Raw genomic sequence first — 21786 nt, forward strand, 5'->3', positions numbered from 1 at the left:
GGGTGGATCCGTTCGGGACCGCGGAGCTGCGGGGTGGGGTGGTCGCGGCGTGGCGGGATTCGCCGACGCGGTTGCGGGAGGACGCCGCGACCGAGGCGGATCTCGTGCGGGCGGGCTATCGCGATCGGCTGCTGACCGAGCTGGCACAGAACGCGGCCGACGCGGCGCGCAAGGCGGACGTACCCGGGCGGCTGGCGGTGTGGTTCGCCGGGGACGCCCTCCACATCGCGAATACCGGTGTGCCGCTGGATGTCTCGGGCGTGCACGCGCTGACCGCGCTGCGCGCCTCGGCCAAATCGGACGCGTCGGCGGTGGGCCGCTTCGGCGTGGGGTTCACGGCCGTGGTCGCGGTCTCCGACGAGATCGAATTCCGTTCCCGCACCGGCTCGTTGCGGTTCTCGCGCCGACGCACCTGGGCGACGCTGCGCAATCACGACATTCGCATTCCGGAGGACGACGGATTCGCGCCGCCGGTCCTGCGCCTCGTATGGCCGGTCGACACCGCCCCGGCCGCGGGCTTCGACAGCGAGATCGTGCTCACCCTGCGCGAGGACGTCGACCCGGGGCGCCTGCTGGCCGAGTTGCGCGACGAGGCCGCCGACCTGCTCCTGGAACTCCCGGCCCTGTGCGCGATCCGCATCGCGGACGACGAGATCACCTCGGCGACAACCGAACTCGGTGACGGCCTGACCGAGGTGCGGCTGACCGACCCGGACGAGCCCGACCGCGTCTGGTGGCAGTACCGCACCCCACGCGCCCGCTGGCTGCTCCCGATCCGCGACGGCCGCCCGGTCCCCGCCGACCCGGACGTCCTGCGCGCCCCCACCCGCTCCGACGAGGAACTGTCGCTGCCCGCCCTGCTCATCGCCGATATCGCGATGCAGCCCGACCGCCGCCGCCTGCTCCCCGGTGCCCGCGTCGCCGAATTGGCGCACGGCTACGCCGATTTCGCCCGCGCCCTGCCCGCCCGCGACCGACTCGTCCTGGTGCCCGCCCCCGGCTTCGCGCGCGGCGAGGCCGACGGCCTGCTCCGCGAGGCGGTGATCGCCGACCTGCGCGCGGGTGAGTGGCTGCCCGTCCTCGATCCGACCGGCGCCCCCGCCGTGGCCGCACCCCGGCGCAGCAGCGTATTGCCCGGCGCCACCGAGGAATTGACCGCCCTGCTCGCCGATGTGATCGGCCCGCTGGTGATCGCCGACCTGTCCGGCCGCGCCGCCGCCGACATCCTGGCCGTCCTGGACGTGCATCGCATCGGACTGGCCCGCGTCGCCGAGCTGTCCGCGGGCCTGGAACGCCCGCCGAACTGGTGGTACGCGTTCTACGACGCGCTGGAACCGTTCGTCACCGACCCGCTCTCGGTCGAGGAACTGGGCGCCCTGGCCGTCCCGCTCGTCGACGACCGCCTGGTCACCGGCCCGCGCACGGTCGTGCTCGACGACCATCTCGACACCACCCTGCCCGTCCGCTGGGCGCGCCTGGTCCACCCCGAGGCCGCGCACGAGCTGCTCGGCCGCCTCGGCGCTCGCGCCGTGAGCGCCGAGGATCTGCTGAACGATCCCGCGCTGCAAGGGGAATTGGAACTCGACGCCGCCGACCCGGATACGGTCGCCGCCGTCCTCGGCCTGGCCGCACAGCTCCCCGAGGGCACCGTCCTGCCGCCGTGGCTCGGCCTGCTCGAACTCCCCGACACCGCGGGCGATCTCCGACCCGCCGACGAACTGCTGCTCCCCGACGCCCCGCTGGCGGACGTGCTGGTGGCCGATTCACCGTTCGGCACAGTCGATTCCGCGCTCGTGGACCGCTTCGGTCCCGCCGCGCTGCGGGCCGTCGGCGTGGGCTGGGCGTTCACCGTCGTCACCGAATCCGATCCGACCGGCCCCGATCATCAGCTCGACGACGAGGAGACCTGGTGGGCGGGCCTCGCGGAGGATCCGCCGGAACTGGCCGCCGTGCGCGATCTGGATCTGGTCGCCGACGCCGCGTGGCCGAAGGCGTTGCGGCTGTTGCTGTCCGACCCCGCCACCCGCCCGCTGCTGGCCGACCGCGACGGCTACACCGCGTGGTGGCTGCGCACCCACGCCCGTGTGGACGGCGTACCGCTCGGCCGTCATCGCGCGCCCGGCGATCCGGTCTTCGCCGGTCTGCTCCCCGAACTCACCGGGTTCGCGCCCGCCGAACTCACCGCCCTGCGCGCCGTGCTCGCCGATCCGGACGCCATCGGCCAGGACCTGGCCGCCGCGCTGCTGGACGCGCTCGCCGACCCCGCGAAAACCCCGTCGCCCGAAGCGATCTCGCGCACGCACGCGCGACTGGCCGCGGCCGCCGACCGGCTCGACCTGGACGCGCTCGCCCCGCCCGACCGGGTGCGCGCGCTGTCCGGCGCGGTCGTCGACCCCGCCGCCGCGCTGGTCCTCGATCGACCCTGGTACGGCCTCGCGCTGCCGCCGGACCGGCTGGTGGTCGGCGATCTCGACCACGCGGAGGCGCTGGCGAACCTGCTGGATCTGCCGCTGGCCGCCACCGCCGTCGACGCCGAGATCCTCGACGCGGGCGACCCGGCGAGCTGGACCGACGACCCCTTCGGCGTCCTGCTGCGCCTGCAATTCGGCGCCGCCGCGGGCGAATTGGTGCTGCACGATCGGCTGCGGGTCCGGCTCACCGGCGCGTACGAGGCCGAGGTCGAGGTGCCGTGGTGGCGCGTGGACACCACGACACACGTCCGGCGGCAGGGCTACTTCGCGTAGTGCGAGATCATCTCCGCGAGCAGGTCCAGTTGCGCGCGGACCGCGGCGGAATCGTTGTCGACCAGCCAGCGCAGCACGACGCCGTCGATCACGTTGAGCGTGAACCGGCTCAGCGTCTGCACCGGAACCGACCACGTGGTGCCGGTGGCGTCGCGGGCGTGTTCCAGGACGTCGGCGACCGTGGAGTCGTTGAACGTGTACTGCTCGCGCGCGATGGCGAGTTTGGCCGGGGTCTGCTCGCTTTCGCGCAACGCGTAGGTGGTCGTTTCGTAGGTGAGCAGTTGCCGTTCGGGCGTGGCCTCGATGTTCAGCCACAACAGTTCCAGGCTCGCGCGCACCAAATTCTGAAGCGATTCCTTTCCGCTTCCGACGTCCTGCCAGACCGTTTCATTGGTCTCGACGGAATCGCGTAATTCCATCGACAACGCCTTGACCAACTCGGTCATGAGGGCGTCCTTGTTTTCGAAACAGTAATGCACCACACCGAGCGAAACCCCGGCCGCCTGAGCCACATCGCGTGTGGTTACCCCGGCGACGCCCTTTTTTTCGGCAAGACCGATGGCCGCCTCGATAAGGTGGGCTCGTCTTTCTTCGACGCTCAATCGGGAGGACACCCAACGCAGTTAAGCCGTAAGGGCGCGAACAGTCAATTCGCGGGGCGGCAAAAGTGTGTCAGAGGCCTTTTTGCGCGCCCTTGTCCCCGCGCCGGGCCGAACGCCGTTGCAGCGCGTAGATGCCGTAGGCGAGCCCGCCCACCGCGATACCCATCAGGCAGATCGGCCGCGCGTCGGCCCAGCGGTCGACCGACCACACCACCACGGTCGCGATCACCCAGGCCAGCACCCCGACGACCAGCACCGGACGGGGATCGGTCAGGCGCGGCGGAATCTCGGGGACGGCACGGTTCACGTCCTCGAGCTTAGCGACGGGAACGGCCGTTGGCCGCCGTGCGGTCCCGTATCGTTTGCCTCTGTGACAACGTCTTCCGACATTCGCGCGCTCGCCGCCGACCTCTCGCTGGCGGTCGTGCGTCTGACGCGTCACCTGCGCGGCCGCCGCGCCGACGCCCAGATTTCGCTGACTCAGCTGTCGGCCCTGGCCACGCTGAACCGCGAGGGCGCCATGACGCCGGGCATGCTCGCCGCCAAGGAGCGGGTGCAGCCGCCGTCGATGACCCGGGTCATCGCCTCGTTGTCGGAACTCGCACTGGTGAACCGCAATCCGCATCCGACCGACGGGCGGCAGGTCATCGTCTCGCTGTCGGAGAGCGGGCGCGCGCTGATCCAGGACGAGAACAACGCCCGCGAGGCGTGGATGACCGAGCAGTTGTCGGGCCTCGACCCCGAGCAGCTGCGCGTGCTGCGCGACGCGGTCGCGATCATGAAACAGATTGTGGACCAATCGGAATAGCGTCTCAGGCCGCGAAAGCCCGCTCGCTGTCGACGATCTCGCGGCCCAGCGGCATCAGCGAGATCGGGATGAGCTTGAGGTTGGCCCAGCCGAACGGGATGCCGACGACGGACACGAACAGCGGGACGCTGGTGAACAGGTGCCCCAACGCCAGCCACCACCCGGCCACCAGGAACCAGATGACGTTGCCGATGAGCGAGGGCGTGCCCGCGCCGGGCCGCGCCACCGCCTCGCGCCCGAACGGCCACAGCACGTACCCGGCGATGCGGAACGAGGCGATGCCGAACGGAATGGTCACGATCAGCACGCAGCAGACGATCCCGGCGAGCAGATAACCCAGAGCCATCCAGAACCCGGCCAGTACCAGCCACAGCACGTTCAGCACGAACCGGATGAGCGTCACGTCCCCAGCATGCCAGCGGTTGGCCCGGACGTCGACCTCAGAAGAACCAGCCGAGCACGGCCTCGCGGTCGCTGCCGAAGGCGGTGTCCAGGGCGCGCAGCACCTCGGAATCCTTGGCGTGCAAGCGATTCGCCGCGGCGAAGGGCCGGGCCCGGTGCGCGCCCAGGTACAGCGAGCCGAGCACATCGATGCCCAGTTCGGCGTCCGCGGGACGGGTGGTCGGCTCGCATTCGGCCGTCCCGTCCCGCGCGCGCAGCGCGAAGGCGCCGCCCGCGTCCCGGAACGGATCGTCCACGGCCAGCACCACATCCAGATCGCCCTGATAGGTCCGGGCGGACAGCGCGGCGGGGACGTCCATGAGCCGGGTCCACAGGCCGTCGGACCGCCCGACCGTGCGCACCAGCCGGGGATCGGTGAGCAGATACGGCAGCGGATCGTCGGTGGCGACGACGGCCTCCACGACCGTCACCAGATCCAGGCCCAGTAGCGCCCGCCACAGCGCCGCGTGCGCCTCGTCGGTCACCGCCCGCAGCTCGAGCACCTCGGCGTGCAGCCGATCGTCGGGCCGCCGGAACCGGTAGAGCGCGTACCCGTCCGGATGCAGCAGGACGTACACCCCGCCCTCGCGGCCCAGCGACAGCAGCCGCACCCGCCACGCCGCCTCCGGGCGGACCTGCGCGCCGGGCGTGCGGCGGCGCCAGCGATCGTAGATCCCGGGCAGCCGCGGCACCGCCTCGTCCAGGGCGACGAGCCGCACCCCGCCGGGATCCGGTGCGCCGGAACGGAATTCGGCGAAGCGGCGATCGATGCTCACCCGGTTCTCCACCACCGCCGGGCCGTAGCCGAAGCGGCCGTAGATGCCGCCCTCGCTGGCGGTGAAGATGGTCAGCGGCAGTCCGGCGCGCTCGGTGCGGCGGTGCTGTTCGGCGTACATCGCGCGCAGGATGCCGCGGCGGCGGTGGGTGGGCGCGACCGCGACCGCCGCGACGCCGCACGCGTCGACGGTCCGCTCGCCGGGGACGGTCACGGTCATCGTGCGATAGCCGGTGTGCCCGACGATGCGGTCGCCGTCGACCGCGACGATCGCGTCCTCGGTGCGGAACAGCCGTCGGCGCTGTTCGGCCAGCTCGGGTTCCACCTGCGGTTCCCCGCCGAACGCGTTGGCGAGCAGGAGCCGCAGCGCGGGCTCGTCGGCCGTCGTCGCGGTGCGCAGGGTGATTCCGGCGGGAAGGGACATTTCTCGACCTTACGACTCGCCCTGTTCGGGGTCGACCCGTTTGATTCGGCGATTGCGCCGAGAACGCCTGCGCATCATGGCCTTTCGCTCGCGCCGGGGCGCGGTGCGTTCGATGCGCGGATCCTCGGGCACCTCGTAGCGCGGCACGTACTCGCTGAGGAACGCCTGCACGGTCGCGGTCGCCGGAATGGCCAGCAGCGCGCCGACCGCGCCCAGCAGCGCCGCGCCCGCGAGCACCGCCAACAGCGCCACCGCCGCGTTCACGTCGACCGTGCGGGCGGTGATCCGCGGTTGCAGCAGGTAGTCCTGGAACCACTGGTAGAGCACGACGAAGATCAGCAGCCACACCGCGTCGAAGGGGTGCACGGTCAGCGCCACCAGAATCGGCAGCACGCTGGCCAGATAGGTGCCGATGGTCGGCACGAAGGAGGCGATCACGCCGAACCAGACCCCGAGCGCGATCGGATTGGGCAGGTTCAGGATCGCCAGGAAGATCGCGTGCGTGACCGCCGAGATCACCGCGAGCAGCGCGCGCGAGTACAGGTAGCCGCCGGTCTTGTCGATGGCCAGATCCCACGCGTGCAGCACATCGTCCTGGCGTTTGGGCGGCAGCATCGAGCACAGCGTGCGGCGCAGCTTCGGGCCGTCGGCGGTGAGGTAGATGCTGAACAACGCGATGGTCAGGAACTGGGCCAGCCCGCCGAGGATCGTGCTCGACAGGCCCCAGATGTTGTTGGCCGCGGTCTGGGCGTAGTTGTTGAGGATGTTCGAATCGTGCAGCAGGCGATCGCGCAGCTGATCGATCGTGAAGTGTTGGTGGAAGGTGTTGTTCACCCAGCCGACGAGATCGTTGAGCAGCCCGGGCAATTCGTTGAGCAGGTTGCTCACCGTCTCCACCAGCAGCGTCACCAGCGCGGCGAGAAAGCCCGCCACCGCGGCGAACAGCACCACGAACACGATCCCGACCGCGAGCCCGCGCGGCACCTTGCGATGGGTGAGCAGATCGACCGCCGGTTCCATCGCCAGCGCGATGAAGAAGGCGACCAGCATCATCGTGATCAGCCCGAGCAGTTTGTGGAAGGCCCAGTCACCGATCTGATACGCGGCCAGGAACGCGAACCCGAGCAGCAGCGCCCGCGGCAGCCAGCGCGGCATCCGTTCCGTCTCTCCCGATCCGGGAGTCGATACATCCTCGGCCACGCCACCAGTCTCCCGGACCTCGCCCTGTGTTCTCGGCTGCGACCCGCGTCGGGTCTGCTCCGGCTGTAGCCCGTCGAGCGGGTCCGGAAACCCGAAAACCCGCCACCGCCGGACGCGGTAGCGGGTTTTCGCGAAAGTGGTTCAGCGACCGCTGATCTCGTGGTAGTCGCGCTCGCCGTAGCCGGTGTAGATCTGGCGGGGGCGGCCGATCTTCAGCGGCTCGCGGTGCAGTTCGCGCCAGTGCGCGATCCAGCCGGGCAGCCGGCCCATCGCGAACAGGACGGTGAACATGCGGGTGGGGAAGCCCATCGCGCGGTAGATGACGCCGGTGTAGAAGTCGACGTTCGGGTACAGGCGGCGCTCGACGAAGTAGTCGTCGGACAGCGCGGCCTCCTCGAGCTGCTTGGCGATGTCGAGCAGCGGATCCTGCACGCCGAGCTTGCCGAGGATCTGGTCGGCGGTCTTCTTCACGATGGTCGCGCGCGGGTCGTAGTTGCGGTAGACGCGGTGTCCGAAGCCCATGAGCTTCACCCCGTCCTCCTTGTTCTTGACCTTGCGGATGAACTCCTCGACGTCGCCGCCGGTGTTCTGGATGCCGTCGAGCATCTCCAGCACGGCCTGGTTGGCGCCGCCGTGCAGCGGACCCCACAGCGCGTTGATGCCGCCGGAAACCGAGGTGAACAGGTTGGCGTCCGACGAACCGACCAGGCGCACGGTCGAGGTCGAGCAGTTCTGCTCGTGATCGGCGTGCAGGATGAGCAGCATGTCCAGCGCGGCGGCGACATCGGGGTCGACCTCGTAGGGTTCGGCCGGGAAGCCGAAGGTCATCCGCAGGAAGTTCTCCACCAGCGACAGCGAGTTGTCGGGGTAGAGGAACGGCTGGCCGACCGACTTCTTGTAGGAGTAGGCCGCGATGGTCGGCAGCTTGGCCAGCAGCCGGATCGTGGACAGCTCGACCTGCTCGGGATCGCGCGGGTCCAGCGAATCCTGGTAGTAGGCCGACAGGGCGTTGACCGCCGAGGACAGCACCGGCATCGGGTGGGCGTTGCGCGGGAAGCCGTCGAAGAAGCGCTTGAGATCCTCGTGCAGCAGGGTGTGTCGGCGGATCCGATCGGTGAAGTCGTCGAGCTGGGCCTGGGTGGGCAGCTCGCCGTAGATCAGCAGGTAGCTGACCTCGAGGAAGGTGGAGCGCTCGGCCAGCTGCTCGATCGGGTAGCCGCGGTAGCGCAGGATGCCCGCCTCGCCGTCGATGTAGGTGATCGCGGACTTGGTGGGGGCGGTGTTGGTGAAACCAGGGTCGTAGGTGACGTATCCGGTGCTGGCCAGCAGCTTGCCCAGATCGATCCCGTCGTTACCCTCGGCGGCCTTGGCCACGGTCATGGCGTATTCGCCACCGGGGTAGGACAGTACCGGCTTGGCGTCGTCGTCGACGTTGATGATGTTCTCAGCGGGCACGGAAGGATCCCTCTCTGGCTAGAACCATAGGCATCGGGCGCGGTCGGCGTCCGATGCGCCTGCTTCAACGCTAGTCGCTGGCCGGCGCGGCCGAATCGCGAGGGTCGGTGTTGCTACCTCACGGTCACCCGCGCACGATGTGAGCGTCGCGGGCGCGGCGTGGTATCGCGCGGAAGTGCCCGTCACACCGGCAGTTCCGACTGCGCGCGGGGCACGCGATAACGCATGAACGCCGGGAAGACCACCGCCGCGACCAGCATCCCGACCACCACCAGGCCACCGCCCCCGGCCGAGGCGAGCGCGGTACCCAGGGCCGCGGCCGCGAAACCGTGGGCAACATCACCGATGCGCGGGCCGCCCGCGACCACCACGATGAACACCCCCTGCAACCGGCCGCGCATCTCGTCGGTGGCGACCTGTTGCAGCATGGTGCTGCGCAGGGCGGCGGAGAACATGTCCACCGCGCCGCCGAATGCCAAGCAGCCCAACGCGATCCACAGCCCGAGGGAGCGGCTCAGGTGCGCGCCGGTGAGCCCGACCGCGACGCCGAAGCCGACCATGCTCACCCCCCACAGCGCGATGCAGACGACGACGGCCAGCCCCTGCCGCCGCACATGACTCAGCCAGCCCGAGCAGATGCCGCCCGCGACCGCGCCCGCCGACAGCGCCGCGAACAGCAGGCCCAGCGCGCTGCCGCCGTCGACCGGATCCCCGAAGGTCTCGTGCGCGATCTGCGGGAACAGCGCCCGCGGCATGCCGAACACCATGGCCACGATGTCCACGGCGAAGGACGCGAGCAGGATGCGCTGGGTCGCCAGATACGCGAAACCCTCGACGACGGTACGCAATCCGGCCCGCCGCACCGCGCCCGTCGGCGGGATCGGGGGCAGCCGCCAGACCGCCCACAGCGTGGCCAGCAGGGCGACCGCGTCCAGGAGATACAGCGTCGACAGGCCAGCGACCGGAATGAGCGTGCCCGCCAGCAGGGGTCCGGCGATCGCGCCGAACTGGAAGACGGTCGAGTTGAGCGAGTTCGCCGCCGGGAGCAACTCACCCGGCAGCAGCCGCGGGAAGATCGCGCTGCGGGTGGGCTGGTTCACCGCGAAGAACGCCTGCTGCACCGCGAACAGCCCGAACACCAGCCACACGTTGTCCACCCCAGCCGCCGCCTGCGCCCAGAACGCCAGCGCCGTGGCCCCGGTCCCGAAGCTGGTGATCAGCAACAACTTTCGCCGATCCATCACATCGGCCAGCGCCCCGCCCCACAGCCCGAACACGATCAGCGGCACCAGCCCGAACAGCCCCGCCAGCCCCACATACCCGGAACTGTGCGTGATCTCGAAGAGCTGCTGCGGCACCGCCACCACGGACAGCTGCGCCCCGACGACGGTCACGATATTGGTCACCCAGAGCCTGCGAAAGTCGGTGTGGCGTAAGGGGGCGACGTCGGCGAGCAGTTTCACCGAGGTGAGGGTATGGGATGAAGGCCCGGGGCAGGGGGCCGTGGGGGGTGAATCATCCCATGAATATAACCCTTGACGGGCGGCCGGAAGCCTACGGCTGCAGGCGTTCCAGCTCGGTGCCGTTGGGGCCGAGGGTGAGGCGGATGCGGTTGTGGAGGCGGCTGCGGCGGCCCTGCCAGAATTCGACGGTTTCGGGGCGGAGGATGAAGCCGCCCCAGTCGGCGGGGACCGGGATCCGGTCCACGCCGTCGAAGCGGGCGGTGGTGTCGGCGAGCAGGCGGTCGAGGTCGGCGCGGGAGGCGATCGGGCGGGACTGCTGGGAGGCCCAGGCGCCCAGTTGCGAATTGCGCGGGCGGGAGCGCCAATACACGGCGGTCGCCTCGGCGGAAACCCGATCGACCGGGCCGCGCAGATTCACCTGGCGGCCGAGCGCGGGCCACGCGAAGGTGATCGAGGCATAGGGAACGGCCGCCAATTGCGTGCCCTTGGCGGAACCGTAATTCGTGTAAAAAGTCACACCCGCTGTCGAGAGTCCTTTGCAGAGCACCGTGCGCGAGGCCGGGCGCGGCCCGCGTTCGGTGGGTTCGACCGTGGCCAGCACCATCGCGTTCGGCTCGGCGACACCGGCCCGGGTGGCCTGCTCGATCCACGAGCGCAACACCGGTTCCCACCCGTCGACCAGCCACGATTCGTCGAGATCGGGATCGCCGCCGTATTCGGCGCGCATGGCGGCGATATCCATCTCGGCCCGCGTCGCGGGATCGACCTCGGCGGTTTCGACGTCGGTTTCCCATTCGGGTGAGCCAAGTGAATTCTGCTCGTCGCGCATGGCCCAGACGTTACTCCGGAGTAGTCGAGCGACTAAGGTTCTAGGTGATCGGCGTGGCCGCCCGGAGAACGTGCGGCCCGAATTGCAAGGAGAGTCACAACATGACTGCCAGCGCTGCGGCTCCGACCGGGCCTGCCGTACCCCCCGATTTCGTGAGCGGCCTGGAAGGCGTGGTGGCTTTCACCACCGACATCGCCGAACCGGACAAGGACGGCGGCGCGCTGCGCTACCGGGGCGTCGACATCGAGGACCTGGTGGCCAACAAGGTGACCTTCGGTGACGTCTGGGCCCTGCTGGTCGACGGCGAATTCGGCCGCGGCCTCCCGCCCGCCGAACCGTTCCCGCTCCCGGTGCACACCGGCGACGTGCGCGTCGACGTGCAGGCGGGCCTGGCCATGCTCGCCCCGATCTGGGGCTACCAGCCGCTGCTGGACATCGACGACGACACCGCGCGGGACAACCTGGCCCGCGCCTCGGTCATGGCCCTGTCCTATGTGGCCCAGTCCGCGCGCGGCATCTACCAGCCCGCCGTGCCGCAGCAGAAGATCGACGAGTGCGACACCATCACCGAGCGGTTCATGACCCGCTGGAAGGGTGATCCGGACCCGCGTCACATCGAGGCCATCGACGCCTACTGGGTCTCCGCGGCCGAGCACGGCATGAACGCCTCCACCTTCACCGCCCGCGTGATCGCCTCCACCGGCGCCGACGTCGCGGCCTGCCTGTCCGGCGCGATCGGCGCGATGTCGGGTCCGCTGCACGGCGGCGCCCCCGCCCGCGTGCTGCCCATGATCGAGCAGGTCGAACAGACCGGGGACGCACGGGCTCTGGTGAAGGGCATCCTCGATCGCAAGGAGAAGCTGATGGGCTTCGGCCACCGGGTGTACCGGGCCGAGGACCCGCGCGCCCGGGTGCTGCGCGCGACCGCGAAGCGGCTCGGCGCACCGCGCTACGAGGTCGCCGCCGCGCTGGAGGACGCCGCGCTGGCCGAACTGCGCGAGCGTCGTCCCGATCGCGCCATCGAGACCAATGTCGAGTTCTGGGCCGCGGTGATCCTGGACTTCGCCGAGGTGCCCGCGCACATGATGCCCGCCATGTTCACCTGTGGCCGGACCGCGGGCTGGTGCGCGCACATCCTCGAGCAGAAGCAACTGGGCAAGCTGGTCCGCCCGGCCGCCATCTACACCGGCCCCGAGCCGCGCCCCGCCGCGAGCGTGGCCGGCTGGGAGAGCGTGGCGCGCAAGTGATCTCGGCCGCCGTGGACTAGCGCCCGCCCGTCGCGTACCATCCGGTCGCGTGGTGGACAGGGCGTTGTCTCGGCGCGGACTACTGGCAGCGGGAGCGGCCGCGGCCGCCGGTCTGGTCGCGGGATGTACCGCGGCACAAGGCGATTCGCCGGTCCGGCGCACCACGTCCGCGGCGCCGACGGGCGCGGCCCTCGGTCCGGCCGATCCCGTGCAGGCCAAGATTCCGGTGGCGCCCACGGCCCTCCCCGACGATGTCGCCGCCCGCTACGCGGGTCGCCAGCCCGCCCAGTGGGGGATGGATCTGCCGGGCATCCTCACCACCGTCCCGGCCGCGGGCAAACAGATGGCGCTCACCTTCGACGCCTGCGGCGGACCGGACAACGACGAGATCAACGATGTGCTGATCAATTTCCTGATCCAGCAACGGATTCCGGCGACGCTGTTTTTGAACAAGCGCTGGATCGACTTCGACCCCGGCCGCGCGGCGCGGCTCGCCGCCAACCCCCTGTTCGAACTCGCCAATCACGGCACCCGCCACTGCCCGCTGTCGGTGAACGGCCATGCCGCCTACGGCATCGCGGGCACGCTGTCCGCGCAGCAGGCGGTCGACGAGGTGTGGGGCAACCACGAGACGCTCACCGCTCTGCTCGGCCACCCGCCGCGCTTCTTCCGCGCGGGCACCGCCCACTACGACGAGGTGGCCGTGTCGATCGTGCGCGATCTGGGGGAGCAGCCGGTCGGCTTCAGCGTCAATGCCGATGCGGGCGCGACCTATTCGGCCGCGCAGGTGCAGCAGGCCATGAGCCAGGTCGAACCCGGTGCGATCAGCATCGCGCACATGCATCGGCCGAACTCCGGCACCGCGCCGGGCATGCTGGTGACGCTGCCCAAACTGCGCGCGCAGGGCTACGAATTCGTCAAACTTCCCTGACCTGCTGGACCTCCTGCGAGGCGGCCCAGTCCACCGCGACCGACTCGCCGCGATCGATGGTGAAGAACGCGACCTCGAGATGCCGCCCCAGATCGACCAGTTCGATGGCGGTCAGCGGCACCGGCTGGATCACCCGTACCCGCCACGGCCGGGACTCGTCCCACGCGCGCAGCTCCAGATCCAGCCGCAGCACCGGATCGTCCTGGCCGGAGTAGTCCGCGGCGACCGGGGTGGCGGCCAGCACGGTGGCGTCGGCGCGGCGGCCGTCGGCGAGGATCTTCGAAATGCTCACGCGGGTGGCCTCTTCCGGGCTCGGCACGTAGAGCACGAGGCGGTCGCGGTCGCCGGGATCGACGCGGCAGCCCACCACGTCGCCGGGCTGCATGGCCGCCAGATCGGCCGCGCTCACCCGCTGCCGCACCCGGGTCTCGTAGGGTGGCTGCCCCTCGACCTGCACGCGCACCCAGAAGCGGTGGCCGGGTTCGGTGCGTCGCGGGCGCACGCCGAGGATCGTCGCGGTCCCGGCCAGACCGCGCAGCAGCAGTTCGCGGCGCGCGGCGGGGGAGAGCGCGCAATGGGTCGACCACCGGCCGAGTAAGCCCGGTCCGCCCGAGGCAACCATGCTCATGGCGCAACGGTAGCTGGCGGATGGCCCGCGCCACGCCGGAAATGGACGTGCAGATGAAAAATCGTTCCGGCGCACAGGGGGTGCCCCACGGTGTGATCAGCGCGGGCGACCTCTAGGCTTGAGCCCATGACCGCTGCGTTCCCGACCATTCCCGCCGATCTGTTGCCCGCCGACGGACGGTTCGGCTGCGGACCGTCCAAGGTCCGGCCCGAGCAGTTGCGCTCCCTCGTCGAGGTGGGCGCGTCCGTGATGGGCACCAGCCATCGGCAGAAGCCCGTCAAGGACGTGGTGGCCCGGGTGCGTTCGGGCCTGCGCGAATTGTTCTCGCTGCCCGACGGTTACGAGGTGGTGCTCGGCAACGGCGGCACCACCGCGTTCTGGGACGCCGCGGCGTTCGGTCTGATCCGGGAGCGTTCGCTGCACCTGACCTACGGCGAGTTCAGTTCCAAGTTCGCCGCGGTGGCCAAGAAGAACCCGTTCATCGGCGACCCCATCGTGGTCTCGAGCGAGCCGGGCACCGCGCCCGAGCCGACCGCCGACCCCGCGGCCGACGTGATCGCCTGGGCGCACAACGAGACCTCCACCGGCGTCGCGGTTCCCGTCCGGCGCCCGGCCGGTTCGGAGAACGCCCTCGTCGCCATCGACGCCACCTCGGGTGCCGGTGGTTTGCCGGTGAACCTCGCCGACGCCGACGTCTACTACTTCGCCCCGCAGAAGTGCTTCGCCGCGGACGGCGGACTGTGGGTCGCGCTGATGAGCCCGAAGGCGCTCGAGCGGGTGAGCGAGATCGCGGACTCGGGTCGCTACACCCCCGAATTCCTGTCGCTGCCCATCGCTTTGGACAACAGCACCAAGGATCAGACCTACAACACCCCCGCGCTGGCCACGCTGCTGCTGTTCGCCGATCAGATCGAATGGCTGAACGGCAACGGCGGTCTGGACTGGGCCGTCAAGCGCACGCTGGACTCGTCCTCGCGGCTGTACTCGTGGGCCGAGTCGAGCGAGTTCGCCACCCCCTTCGTCGCGGATCCGGCGCATCGCTCGCAGGTGGTCGGCACGATCGACTTCGCCGAGTCGGTGGACGCCGCACAGGTCGCGAAGGTCTTGCGCGCCAACGGGATCGTCGACACCGAGCCGTACCGGAAGCTGGGTCGTAACCAGCTGCGCGTGGGCATGTTCCCGGCCATCGATCCCGACGACGTCTCCCAGCTCACCCGCTGCGTCGACTGGGTCGTCGAGCAGATCGCCGGGTAGCCTTCGGGTTCGGGGAAGCAGAACAGATTAGCGCGCGGGAGAGTCCGTCGCCGGATTCTCACGCGCGTGTCTTGCCCCACGAATCCCAGAAGTGCACTACTGTTCCATAAGTGGGCGCGCGATAAGGAGGTAACGGTGCGTGAACTTCGAGTGATCGGATTGACGCCCGATTCCGCGCATATCGTGTGTGCCGATACCGAGACGGGGCAGAAGTACCGGCTGCCCGCCGACGAGAAGTTGCGTGCCGCCGCCCGCGGCGACCTTGCCCGATTCGGCCAGATCGAGATCGAAACGGAAGCCACGATGCGTCCTCGCGATATCCAGGCTCGGATCCGGGCCGGTGCCTCGGTGGAACAGGTCACCGAGGAGTCGGGCATGCCCGCGAGCCGGGTCGAGCGGTTCGCCTACCCGGTGCTGCTCGAGCGCGCCCGGGCCGCGGAGCTGGCGCAGAAGGCCCATCCGGTGCGCAAGGACGGCCCGGCCGTAGAGACCCTCATCGATGTCGTGGCCGCCGCGTTCGCCGAGCGCGGGCACAACATCGACATCGCCGAGTGGGACGCCTGGAAGGACGAGAAGAACTACTGGGTGGCCCAATTGCAGTGGCAGGCGGGCCGTTCCGTGATCGCCGCGCACTGGCGCTACCAGCCCGACGCGCACGGCGGTTCGGTTGTCCCGCTGGACGATCCGGCCAACGACCTGATCGATCCCGATTTCGGTCGCGCGCTGCGCGGTCTGGCCACCATCCTGCCCGAGCCCGCCGCGGAACCCGCACCGGTCGAACCGGTTCCGCCGACCCCCGCCCCGCGCGAGGAGGTCGCGGCCACCCCGGCCCGGACCACCGATACCGAACCGGAGTTCTACGAGCAGCGGGCCGCGGTGGGCGGCGCCGCGGTTCCGGTCGCCGCCACGGCGCCCGCGAGCCCGGCCAAGTCCGCGCCCGCGGCCAAGGCCACCCCGGCGGCCAAGGCCACCCCGGCCAAGACCGCGCCGCCCGCGCCCGCGAATCCGCCCGCGCCCGCGGCGGATTCGACTCCCGCTCCGGAGGCGACGGCCCCGCCCGCCGAACAGCCCGCCCCCGCGGCCCCGGCCGCCACCGCACAGCAGCCCGCCAAGACCGCGCCCAAGAAGCCCAAGCGCGGCAAGGCCCCCATGCCGTCCTGGGAGGACGTGCTGCTCGGGGTGCGCAGCTCCGGTCACTGACGGACACTCGAGCGGACACGCCTGTCCGGTATGCGAAGCCTCGCGGTTCCGGGCGTGTTCGAGAGGTAGATTTCTTCCGAGCAGGTCACGGGAAATCGGGTGTGCGCCCGGCCTTGGCCGGACCACCGCCCGAACCAGTACCGGGAGGTGTCGGGAGTGCCGTCTACTGCGTCGTCCGTGTGGTACATCGACGATCCGGATCCCGCCGCGGTGCTGCGGGCCCACCCGGACCCCGATCCCGAGGCCGCGTTCGCCCTCGCCAAACAGCTGCATCCGGATCGTGACGTGGTGCCCGCCGCGTCGGGCACGCTGAAGGTCTGGGCGGGACCGGATCCCGGCTCGGTGTACATCGGGTGCTATCCGGGGGTGACGGTCGTCTGCACCACGCGGGCCCTGCTCGGCCATCCGCGGCTGCTGCCCGAACCGCTGGTGCGGCCGCTCGCCTCCGAGCACACCTATCTGGTGGCCTTCGACATCCCGCGCGGCTGGGGCGCGTTCGCCCATTGGGAGCGCGGCGAATTCCGCCGGGCGTTCAGCTCCACCCGGGTCAACATCCTCCAGGACGACGGCCTGCCGCTGGTGTGGGAACGGCCGTTCTGGGCGGGTGAGCATCCGGTGCCGCTGCGCGCGGGGGAACTGCCCGATCCGCAGATCCTGCCGTTCGATCCGCCCGCCTTCGCCGACGCGGCCAACGAGGAGTGGCTCGGCTTCCGCTATCACGGCGGGACCGGCCCGGAACCGTTGCGGCCCAACGAGATCGAGGTCTGCGGGTTCAGCCTCTACCCGAAGGGCGAGGCGCCGCCGCTGCTCGCGCCCGAGGCCGAACCGATCGCGACCGCGCCCAACGGGAAACGCTGGTTCGGCTGGCTGCGCGGCCGGGACCGGGTGTCCTAGGCCGCGATCGCGGTGATCAGCAGCACGAGCCAGCCCAGCCCCACCCCGGCCGCGAGCCCGGCGACGACCCAGCGCGTCACCGGGGTGGTGCGCCAGCGCCACGCGGTCGGGGCCGCACCGCCCACGGCGATCAGGTTGACCGCGACCGAGAGCGTCCAATGCACCTGTGCCAGCGCGAATCCGAAGGAGTAGACCCCGGCGGCGGTGAGCGCGGCGACGAATACGGCGACGGCCACGCCGGGCGCCCAGGGCGTGGGCTCGGGGGCGGGCTGGTAGGGGGTCACGAGGTGCGCACCCTTTCGTAGAAGGCCATCGCGGCCGCGGTGGCGACGTTCAGCGAATCGGTGCCCGGCGACATCGGGATCCGGGCGCGAATGTCGGTGGCGCGCATGGCCTCCTCGGTCAGGCCGGGTCCCTCGGCGCCGAGCAGCAGCGCCACCCGGTCGCCGGTCAGCGCGGTCGCCAGGTTCACCGCGGCCGGATTCGGGGTCAGGGCAATGATCCGGAAACCGCGCTCGCGCAGCAACCCGAGCCCGCCGGGCCAGGACGGCAGGCGCGCGAACGGCACCCGCAGCACATGTCCCATCGAGACGCGAACCGCCCTGCGGTACAACGGGTCCGCGCAGCGGTCGCCGAACAGCACCGCGTCCGCGCCGAGCCCGGCCGCGTTGCGGAAGATCGAACCGATGTTCTCGTGATCGTTGACGCCCTCCAGCACGGCGACGGTCCGCGCGCCGTCGAGCACCTCCGCGACGCCGCGCTCCGGCGGCCGGTACGCGGCGGCGAGCACCCCGCGATTGAGATGGAAACCGACCACCTCGGCCATGACCTGCGCCGACGCCCGGAAGTACGGCACGTCGACGTCGTCGAGATCGGCCGCCAGCTCGGCGAATCGGCGGTCCACGCCGAGCAGCGCGAACGGCCGATAGCGCGAGGCGAGCATGCGCCGCACGACCACCGCGCCCTCCGCGATCACCAGACCCTTGCGGCCCGGCAGGTCCGGGCGGCGATCCGCGGAGTTGAGATCCCGGAAGTCGGCGACCCGGGGATCGGCGGGGTCCTCGATGTCGATCACGTCGGCCACGGGCATCCATATTGCCCGTTCCGACCGTGCGGAGGATCACCCGGGCGGTGCGAGAGGTTTCGCGAGCAACGATATGGTGAACCCTACGTCGGCTTTACCCATCGAACGGAAGAGGACGCATGACCAAGCCGGAAGTCGAGTTCCAGGACGGCCCCGCCCCCACCCAGCTGGTGATCAAGGATCTGGTGGAGGGTGACGGCGCCGAAGCGGTCCCCGGCGGCACCGTGCAGGTTCACTACGTGGGCGTCGAATACGACACCGGCGAGGAGTTCGATTCGTCGTGGAACCGCGGCGAGGCCATCACCTTCCCGCTGCGCGGCCTGATCCAGGGCTGGCAGGACGGCATCCCGGGCATGAAGGTCGGCGGCCGCCGTCAGCTCACCATCCCGCCGGAGCAGGCCTACGGCCCCGCGGGCGCGGGACATCAGCTGTCGGGCAAGACCCTCGTGTTCGTCATCGACCTGCTCGACGTGGTGAACTGATCACTCTCGCACCACATCCACCGGATTGCTCAGATTGGTAGCGATCGCGGTCTGCGCCGAGCCGCTGTGGGCGGGCAGGGCGTCCAACGCCTTTCCCGTCTGCGCGCTCAGATTGGCCACGATCTGCTGGAGCTGGGTCACCCCGCCCGAGAGGGCGGCCAGCGCGCCGGTCAGCTGGCTCGCGCCCTGATCGGCGAGCTGCGGGACCTGCGCGGCCAGCGCGGCGCCCTGGTTCAGTTGCGCGCCCGCGGCGCTCAGCCGGGCGGCGGCATCGCGCAGCAGGGTGCCCACCGGGGTGCCGGGATCGGTGCCGCTGCCGGTGAGCTGGGCGAATCCGGCGAGCTGGGTTCCGGCCTGGCTCGAAACACCGTGCAGCGCATCGAGTTTCGCGATGGCGTCGGCGAGCCGCGGATCGCTCGCGAACGGTAGCGCGCGCAGCAGCGGCAGCACCTGGTCGAGTCCGGTGGTCACGGTGTTCGCGGTCGCGTCGATCTGCCCGAGCGTCAGTCCCGTGGCGTCGAGGGTCGCGGCGAGGCTGTTCGCCTGGGCCGTGGCCGCGGTGAGGGCGTCGTTCAATTGCCCGATGCCCGAGGTCAATTGGCTCGCACCGGATTTCGCCGTATCGAGGAATCCGAGCATCTGCTGCGCCCCGCCGCCGAATTGAGCGGACGCGTCGGCGGCGAGGTTCACCCCGGCGCCCAGCAACTGCGTCGTGAAGGCGGCCTGCTGCATCGAACCGCGCGCGGAGGACATGGCGGCCAGCGCGCCGTCCACGCCCGCCGCGCCGATGCGCTGGGTGACCTGGTTCACCGCGTCGTTCACCAGATTCGGATCGGCGTCGCGATTGGTCGCGACGGTGAGCCGCGCCCGATGCGGTCGCGCGGTCGCGAGCGAGTCGACCGAGGACGACAGGTCGGCGGGCAGCGTGACGACCGCGGCGTAGCGATCGGTGCTCGCGTCCGCCGCCCGCACCGCGTGCCACTCGTGGGTTCCATCGGCCCGCAACGCCTGCACCACCCGCGCCCCGGTGGGACCGGTGTCGTCGTTCACCAGCGCGAGAGCGGTCGGCGCGGCGGCGGGCCGCAGCCACCACACCAGGCCGCCCGCGAGCGCGCCGACGGCCACGACGGCGGTCACGAAAAGGATCCAGCGAGCGCGTTTTCCGGTCACGGCCCGACTCTAGGACCCGGACCTGCGCTACGGGTGGCGGCCGTCTGAGGGTTCGGTAAGGGTCGGCGGCCGATCCGGCAGCGCCAGGACCAGGCGCACCCCGCCCAGCGTGCCGTCGTCGAACCAGGCTCGCCCGCCGTGCAATTGGGCCTGCTGGGCCACCAGCGCCAGCCCCAGCCCGGATCCGCCCTTGCCCGCGCGGCTGCCGCGGAAGAACCGGTCGAACACCGCCGCGCGTTCCTCGGGCGGGATGCCGTCGCCGTTGTCGTCGACCGAGATCACGACGAATCCGTCCGGCCGCCGGTGCGCCGACACCAGCGCCCGCGTCGCCCGCCCGTGCCGCGCCGAATTCGCCAGCGCGTTGTCCAGGGCCAGCCGCAGCCCCGCGGGGAGGCCGCGGGTGATCAGTTCCGGATCGGTGTCGATGCTCACCTTCAGCTCGGGGAAGTGCCGCATGGCGTCGTGCGCGGCCTTGTCGACCAGATCGGCGACATCGGTGTCGACGTGATCGCGCTCGTCGACGAGTTCCCCCGCCGCCAACCGCTCCAGCGCCGACAGCGTCGCCTCCACCCGGCCCTGACCGCGATGCAGGTCGGCGAGGATCTCCGCGCGCTGGGCCTCGTCGAGATCCAGCGTGCGCAGCACCTCGAGGTCGGTGCGCATGGCGGTCAGCGGGGTGCGCAGCTCGTGGGCGGAGACGGCCGCGAAATCGCGGGCGGTCTCGAGCGCGGCCGCGGTCGCCGCCTGCGCCCGGTGCACGCGGTAGAGCAGCGAATTGATCGCCTCCGCAAGCTGTTCCGCCTCCCGCACGCCGGTCACGTCCACCGGCGCCTCGGGTTCGCCGGTGCCGCTGCGCGCGCCGACCTGCCGGGTCAGCTCCGCGATCGGCCGCACCGCGCGCCCGCCGAACACCCAGCCCAGCCCGGCCGCCGCCGCCACCGCGAGCCCGGCCGCGCCCAGCACCCAGCGCCGCTGATCGGCCGTGGTGCGATACGCCTCGGTGAGCGGAATGCCCAGGGAGACAAGGTGTCCCGCGGGTTGATTCGCCGCGGTGGTCAGCACCCGCCACGGCGTCCCGTCGATGGTGAGGGTGTGCGACCCCGGGGTCAGCTCGGGCAGCCGCATACTCGTGGTCGCCAGCACCGCCCCGTCGGCGCGGACGGTGACCGCGATGTCCTGGTTCGGTCCCACGAACGACAGCAGCCCGACCGCGAGCACCGGTTGCAGCAGAACCACCCGCGAGGCCAGGGTCAGTTCCTGATCGGCGTGCGCGATGTTGTTGCGCTCGAGCGCCTGCACCGAGACCCAGCTCAGCACGGCGGTGATGATGAACGCGCCCAGCGCGGCCGCCGCCGCCACCCGGGTGCGCAGCGAGTACGACCGACCGCGGCGGCGGAGAAACCTTGTCCGCCAGGTCATTTCGGGGTCCGAAGCACGAAGCCCACGCCCCGGATGGTGTGCAGCAGCCGCGGTGTGCCGTCGCTCTCCAGCTTGCGGCGCAGGTAGCCGACGAACACGTCGACCACATTGGTGTCGGCGGCGAAGTCGTAGCCCCACACCAGTTCCAGCAGCCGCTCCCGGCTCAGCACCACGCCCGCGTTGCGCGCCAGCGTGGACAGCAGCTCGAATTCCCGCTTGGTGAGCTCGATCTCGCGGCCGTGCAGCAGCGCGCGGTACCCGGCCTCGTCGACCTCGAGCGGGCCGACGGTGATCGAGTCGGTCGGCTCGGGGGAGGCCGCGGCCGGATCGGCGCGGCGGCGCAACAGCGCCTTGATCCGGGCCACCAGCTCCGCCAGCACGAACGGTTTGACCAGATAGTCGTCGGCCCCCGACTCCAGGCCCGCGATGCGGTCGTCGACCGAACTGCGCGCGGACAGCACGCAGATCGGCACCTCGTTGCCCATGGCCCGCAGCGCGGTGACCACGCCCGCGCCGTCGAGGACCGGCATGTTCATATCGAGCACGATGGCGTCGGGGGACTGCTCACCCACACAACGGAGCGCGGCCGCGCCGTCGCGGGCGATCAACACCCGGAAACCGGACAGGCGCAGGCCGCGCTCCACCGAGGCCAGCAGGTCCTCGTCGTCGTCGACCAGCAGGACCGTCGGAGTCTCACGCTCGCTCGTCACGGGTCCATTGTGGTCATAGCGAGCTG

At 70.8% G+C, this 21786-nt stretch carries 22 protein-coding genes; 8 read left to right on the forward strand and 14 right to left on the reverse strand.

The window, feature by feature from the left end; genetic code table 11:
* Positions 1-2: 2 nt before the first annotated feature.
* Complete coding sequence (locus ACFYTQ_RS28865; RefSeq protein WP_387367808.1) at positions 3-2744, forward strand: sacsin N-terminal ATP-binding-like domain-containing protein; 2742 nt, start codon at positions 3-5, stop codon at positions 2742-2744.
* On the opposite strand, the gene ACFYTQ_RS28870 is transcribed toward ACFYTQ_RS28865, so the two are convergent.
* Both ACFYTQ_RS28870 and ACFYTQ_RS28875 read right to left on the reverse strand, forming a co-directional pair.
* On the reverse strand, positions 2732-3358 hold the full coding sequence (locus ACFYTQ_RS28870; RefSeq protein WP_387367810.1) for a TetR/AcrR family transcriptional regulator: 627 nt from the start codon (positions 3356-3358) through the stop codon (positions 2732-2734). The genes ACFYTQ_RS28865 and ACFYTQ_RS28870 overlap by 13 nt on opposite strands.
* A gap of 58 nt (positions 3359-3416) precedes the next feature.
* Complete coding sequence (locus tag ACFYTQ_RS28875) at positions 3417-3653, reverse strand: DUF2530 domain-containing protein (protein WP_387367813.1); 237 nt, start codon at positions 3651-3653, stop codon at positions 3417-3419.
* 63 nt (positions 3654-3716) lie between these two features.
* Between ACFYTQ_RS28875 and ACFYTQ_RS28880 the strand changes: the two genes are divergently transcribed.
* Positions 3717-4154: a MarR family winged helix-turn-helix transcriptional regulator gene (locus tag ACFYTQ_RS28880; protein ID WP_387367816.1), complete on the forward strand. Its 438-nt coding sequence runs from the start codon at positions 3717-3719 to the stop codon at positions 4152-4154.
* A 4-nt stretch (positions 4155-4158) separates the two neighbouring features.
* On the opposite strand, the gene ACFYTQ_RS28885 is transcribed toward ACFYTQ_RS28880, so the two are convergent.
* From ACFYTQ_RS28885 to pdxH, 6 genes are all read right to left on the reverse strand, one after another.
* Positions 4159-4548: a YccF domain-containing protein gene (locus ACFYTQ_RS28885; protein ID WP_387368047.1), complete on the reverse strand. Its 390-nt coding sequence runs from the start codon at positions 4546-4548 to the stop codon at positions 4159-4161.
* Between the two features lie 46 nt (positions 4549-4594).
* A complete protein-coding gene (locus ACFYTQ_RS28890) occupies positions 4595-5794 on the reverse strand; it encodes a GNAT family N-acetyltransferase (RefSeq protein WP_387367819.1) in 1200 nt (399 codons plus the stop codon).
* 9 nt (positions 5795-5803) lie between these two features.
* Positions 5804-6994: an AI-2E family transporter gene (locus ACFYTQ_RS28895; RefSeq protein ID WP_387367822.1), complete on the reverse strand. Its 1191-nt coding sequence runs from the start codon at positions 6992-6994 to the stop codon at positions 5804-5806.
* A gap of 141 nt (positions 6995-7135) precedes the next feature.
* Positions 7136-8449, reverse strand: coding sequence for a citrate synthase (locus tag ACFYTQ_RS28900; RefSeq protein ID WP_387367824.1), 1314 nt, complete (start codon positions 8447-8449; stop codon positions 7136-7138).
* A 182-nt stretch (positions 8450-8631) separates the two neighbouring features.
* A complete protein-coding gene (locus ACFYTQ_RS28905) occupies positions 8632-9912 on the reverse strand; it encodes an MFS transporter (RefSeq protein WP_387367827.1) in 1281 nt (426 codons plus the stop codon).
* A 91-nt stretch (positions 9913-10003) separates the two neighbouring features.
* A complete protein-coding gene (gene pdxH, locus ACFYTQ_RS28910) occupies positions 10004-10639 on the reverse strand; it encodes a pyridoxamine 5'-phosphate oxidase (protein WP_387368049.1) in 636 nt (211 codons plus the stop codon).
* 203 nt (positions 10640-10842) lie between these two features.
* Between pdxH and ACFYTQ_RS28915 the strand changes: the two genes are divergently transcribed.
* Together ACFYTQ_RS28915 and ACFYTQ_RS28920 are read left to right on the forward strand one after the other, a co-directional pair.
* Entirely contained in the window at positions 10843-11988 is a 1146-nt protein-coding gene (locus tag ACFYTQ_RS28915; protein ID WP_387367830.1) for a citrate synthase 2, read from the forward strand.
* Positions 11989-12037: 49 nt separating this feature from the next.
* Complete coding sequence (locus ACFYTQ_RS28920; protein WP_387367833.1) at positions 12038-12919, forward strand: polysaccharide deacetylase family protein; 882 nt, start codon at positions 12038-12040, stop codon at positions 12917-12919.
* Here ACFYTQ_RS28920 and ACFYTQ_RS28925 read toward each other — a convergent pair.
* On the reverse strand, positions 12906-13547 hold the full coding sequence (locus ACFYTQ_RS28925) for a hypothetical protein (RefSeq protein WP_387367836.1): 642 nt from the start codon (positions 13545-13547) through the stop codon (positions 12906-12908). The two genes, ACFYTQ_RS28920 and ACFYTQ_RS28925, sit on opposite strands and share 14 nt — an antisense overlap.
* Before the next feature lie 126 nt (positions 13548-13673).
* On the opposite strand from ACFYTQ_RS28925, the gene serC reads away from it, so the two are divergent.
* The 3 genes from serC (at position 13674) to ACFYTQ_RS28940 (ending at position 16895) form a co-directional block, all read left to right on the forward strand.
* Entirely contained in the window at positions 13674-14801 is a 1128-nt protein-coding gene (gene serC, locus ACFYTQ_RS28930; protein WP_387367839.1) for a phosphoserine transaminase, read from the forward strand.
* Between the two features lie 135 nt (positions 14802-14936).
* Positions 14937-16001 (forward strand): septation protein SepH, encoded by a 1065-nt coding sequence (gene sepH, locus ACFYTQ_RS28935; RefSeq protein ID WP_387367842.1) that lies wholly within the window; start codon positions 14937-14939, stop codon positions 15999-16001.
* 156 nt (positions 16002-16157) lie between these two features.
* Complete coding sequence (locus ACFYTQ_RS28940) at positions 16158-16895, forward strand: DUF6928 family protein (protein ID WP_387367844.1); 738 nt, start codon at positions 16158-16160, stop codon at positions 16893-16895.
* Here the strand turns inward: ACFYTQ_RS28940 and ACFYTQ_RS28945 are convergent.
* Positions 16892-17179: a DUF2537 domain-containing protein gene (locus ACFYTQ_RS28945; RefSeq protein WP_387367847.1), complete on the reverse strand. Its 288-nt coding sequence runs from the start codon at positions 17177-17179 to the stop codon at positions 16892-16894. The genes ACFYTQ_RS28940 and ACFYTQ_RS28945 overlap by 4 nt on opposite strands.
* Positions 17176-17979 (reverse strand): TrmH family RNA methyltransferase, encoded by an 804-nt coding sequence (locus tag ACFYTQ_RS28950; protein ID WP_387367850.1) that lies wholly within the window; start codon positions 17977-17979, stop codon positions 17176-17178. The genes ACFYTQ_RS28945 and ACFYTQ_RS28950 overlap by 4 nt, the downstream gene beginning before the upstream one ends.
* Positions 17980-18098: 119 nt before the next feature.
* Between ACFYTQ_RS28950 and ACFYTQ_RS28955 the strand changes: the two genes are divergently transcribed.
* Entirely contained in the window at positions 18099-18461 is a 363-nt protein-coding gene (locus ACFYTQ_RS28955) for an FKBP-type peptidyl-prolyl cis-trans isomerase (RefSeq protein ID WP_387367853.1), read from the forward strand.
* Here the strand turns inward: ACFYTQ_RS28955 and ACFYTQ_RS28960 are convergent, their stop codons facing one another.
* The 3 genes from ACFYTQ_RS28960 to ACFYTQ_RS28970 are packed head-to-tail and all read right to left on the reverse strand — an operon-like array spanning position 18462 to position 21760.
* Positions 18462-19631: a hypothetical protein gene (locus ACFYTQ_RS28960; protein WP_387367855.1), complete on the reverse strand. Its 1170-nt coding sequence runs from the start codon at positions 19629-19631 to the stop codon at positions 18462-18464. It abuts the gene before it with no gap.
* 27 nt (positions 19632-19658) lie between these two features.
* Entirely contained in the window at positions 19659-21050 is a 1392-nt protein-coding gene (locus ACFYTQ_RS28965; protein ID WP_387367858.1) for a sensor histidine kinase, read from the reverse strand.
* Positions 21047-21760 (reverse strand): response regulator transcription factor, encoded by a 714-nt coding sequence (locus ACFYTQ_RS28970; protein WP_387367861.1) that lies wholly within the window; start codon positions 21758-21760, stop codon positions 21047-21049. Before ACFYTQ_RS28970 ends, ACFYTQ_RS28965 begins: the two co-directional genes overlap by 4 nt.
* Positions 21761-21786 lie beyond the last annotated feature (26 nt).

The sequence above is a fragment of the Nocardia sp. NPDC004068 genome (genome assembly GCF_042874315.1).
In the GTDB taxonomy this organism is placed as follows: Bacteria; Actinomycetota; Actinomycetes; order Mycobacteriales; family Mycobacteriaceae; genus Nocardia.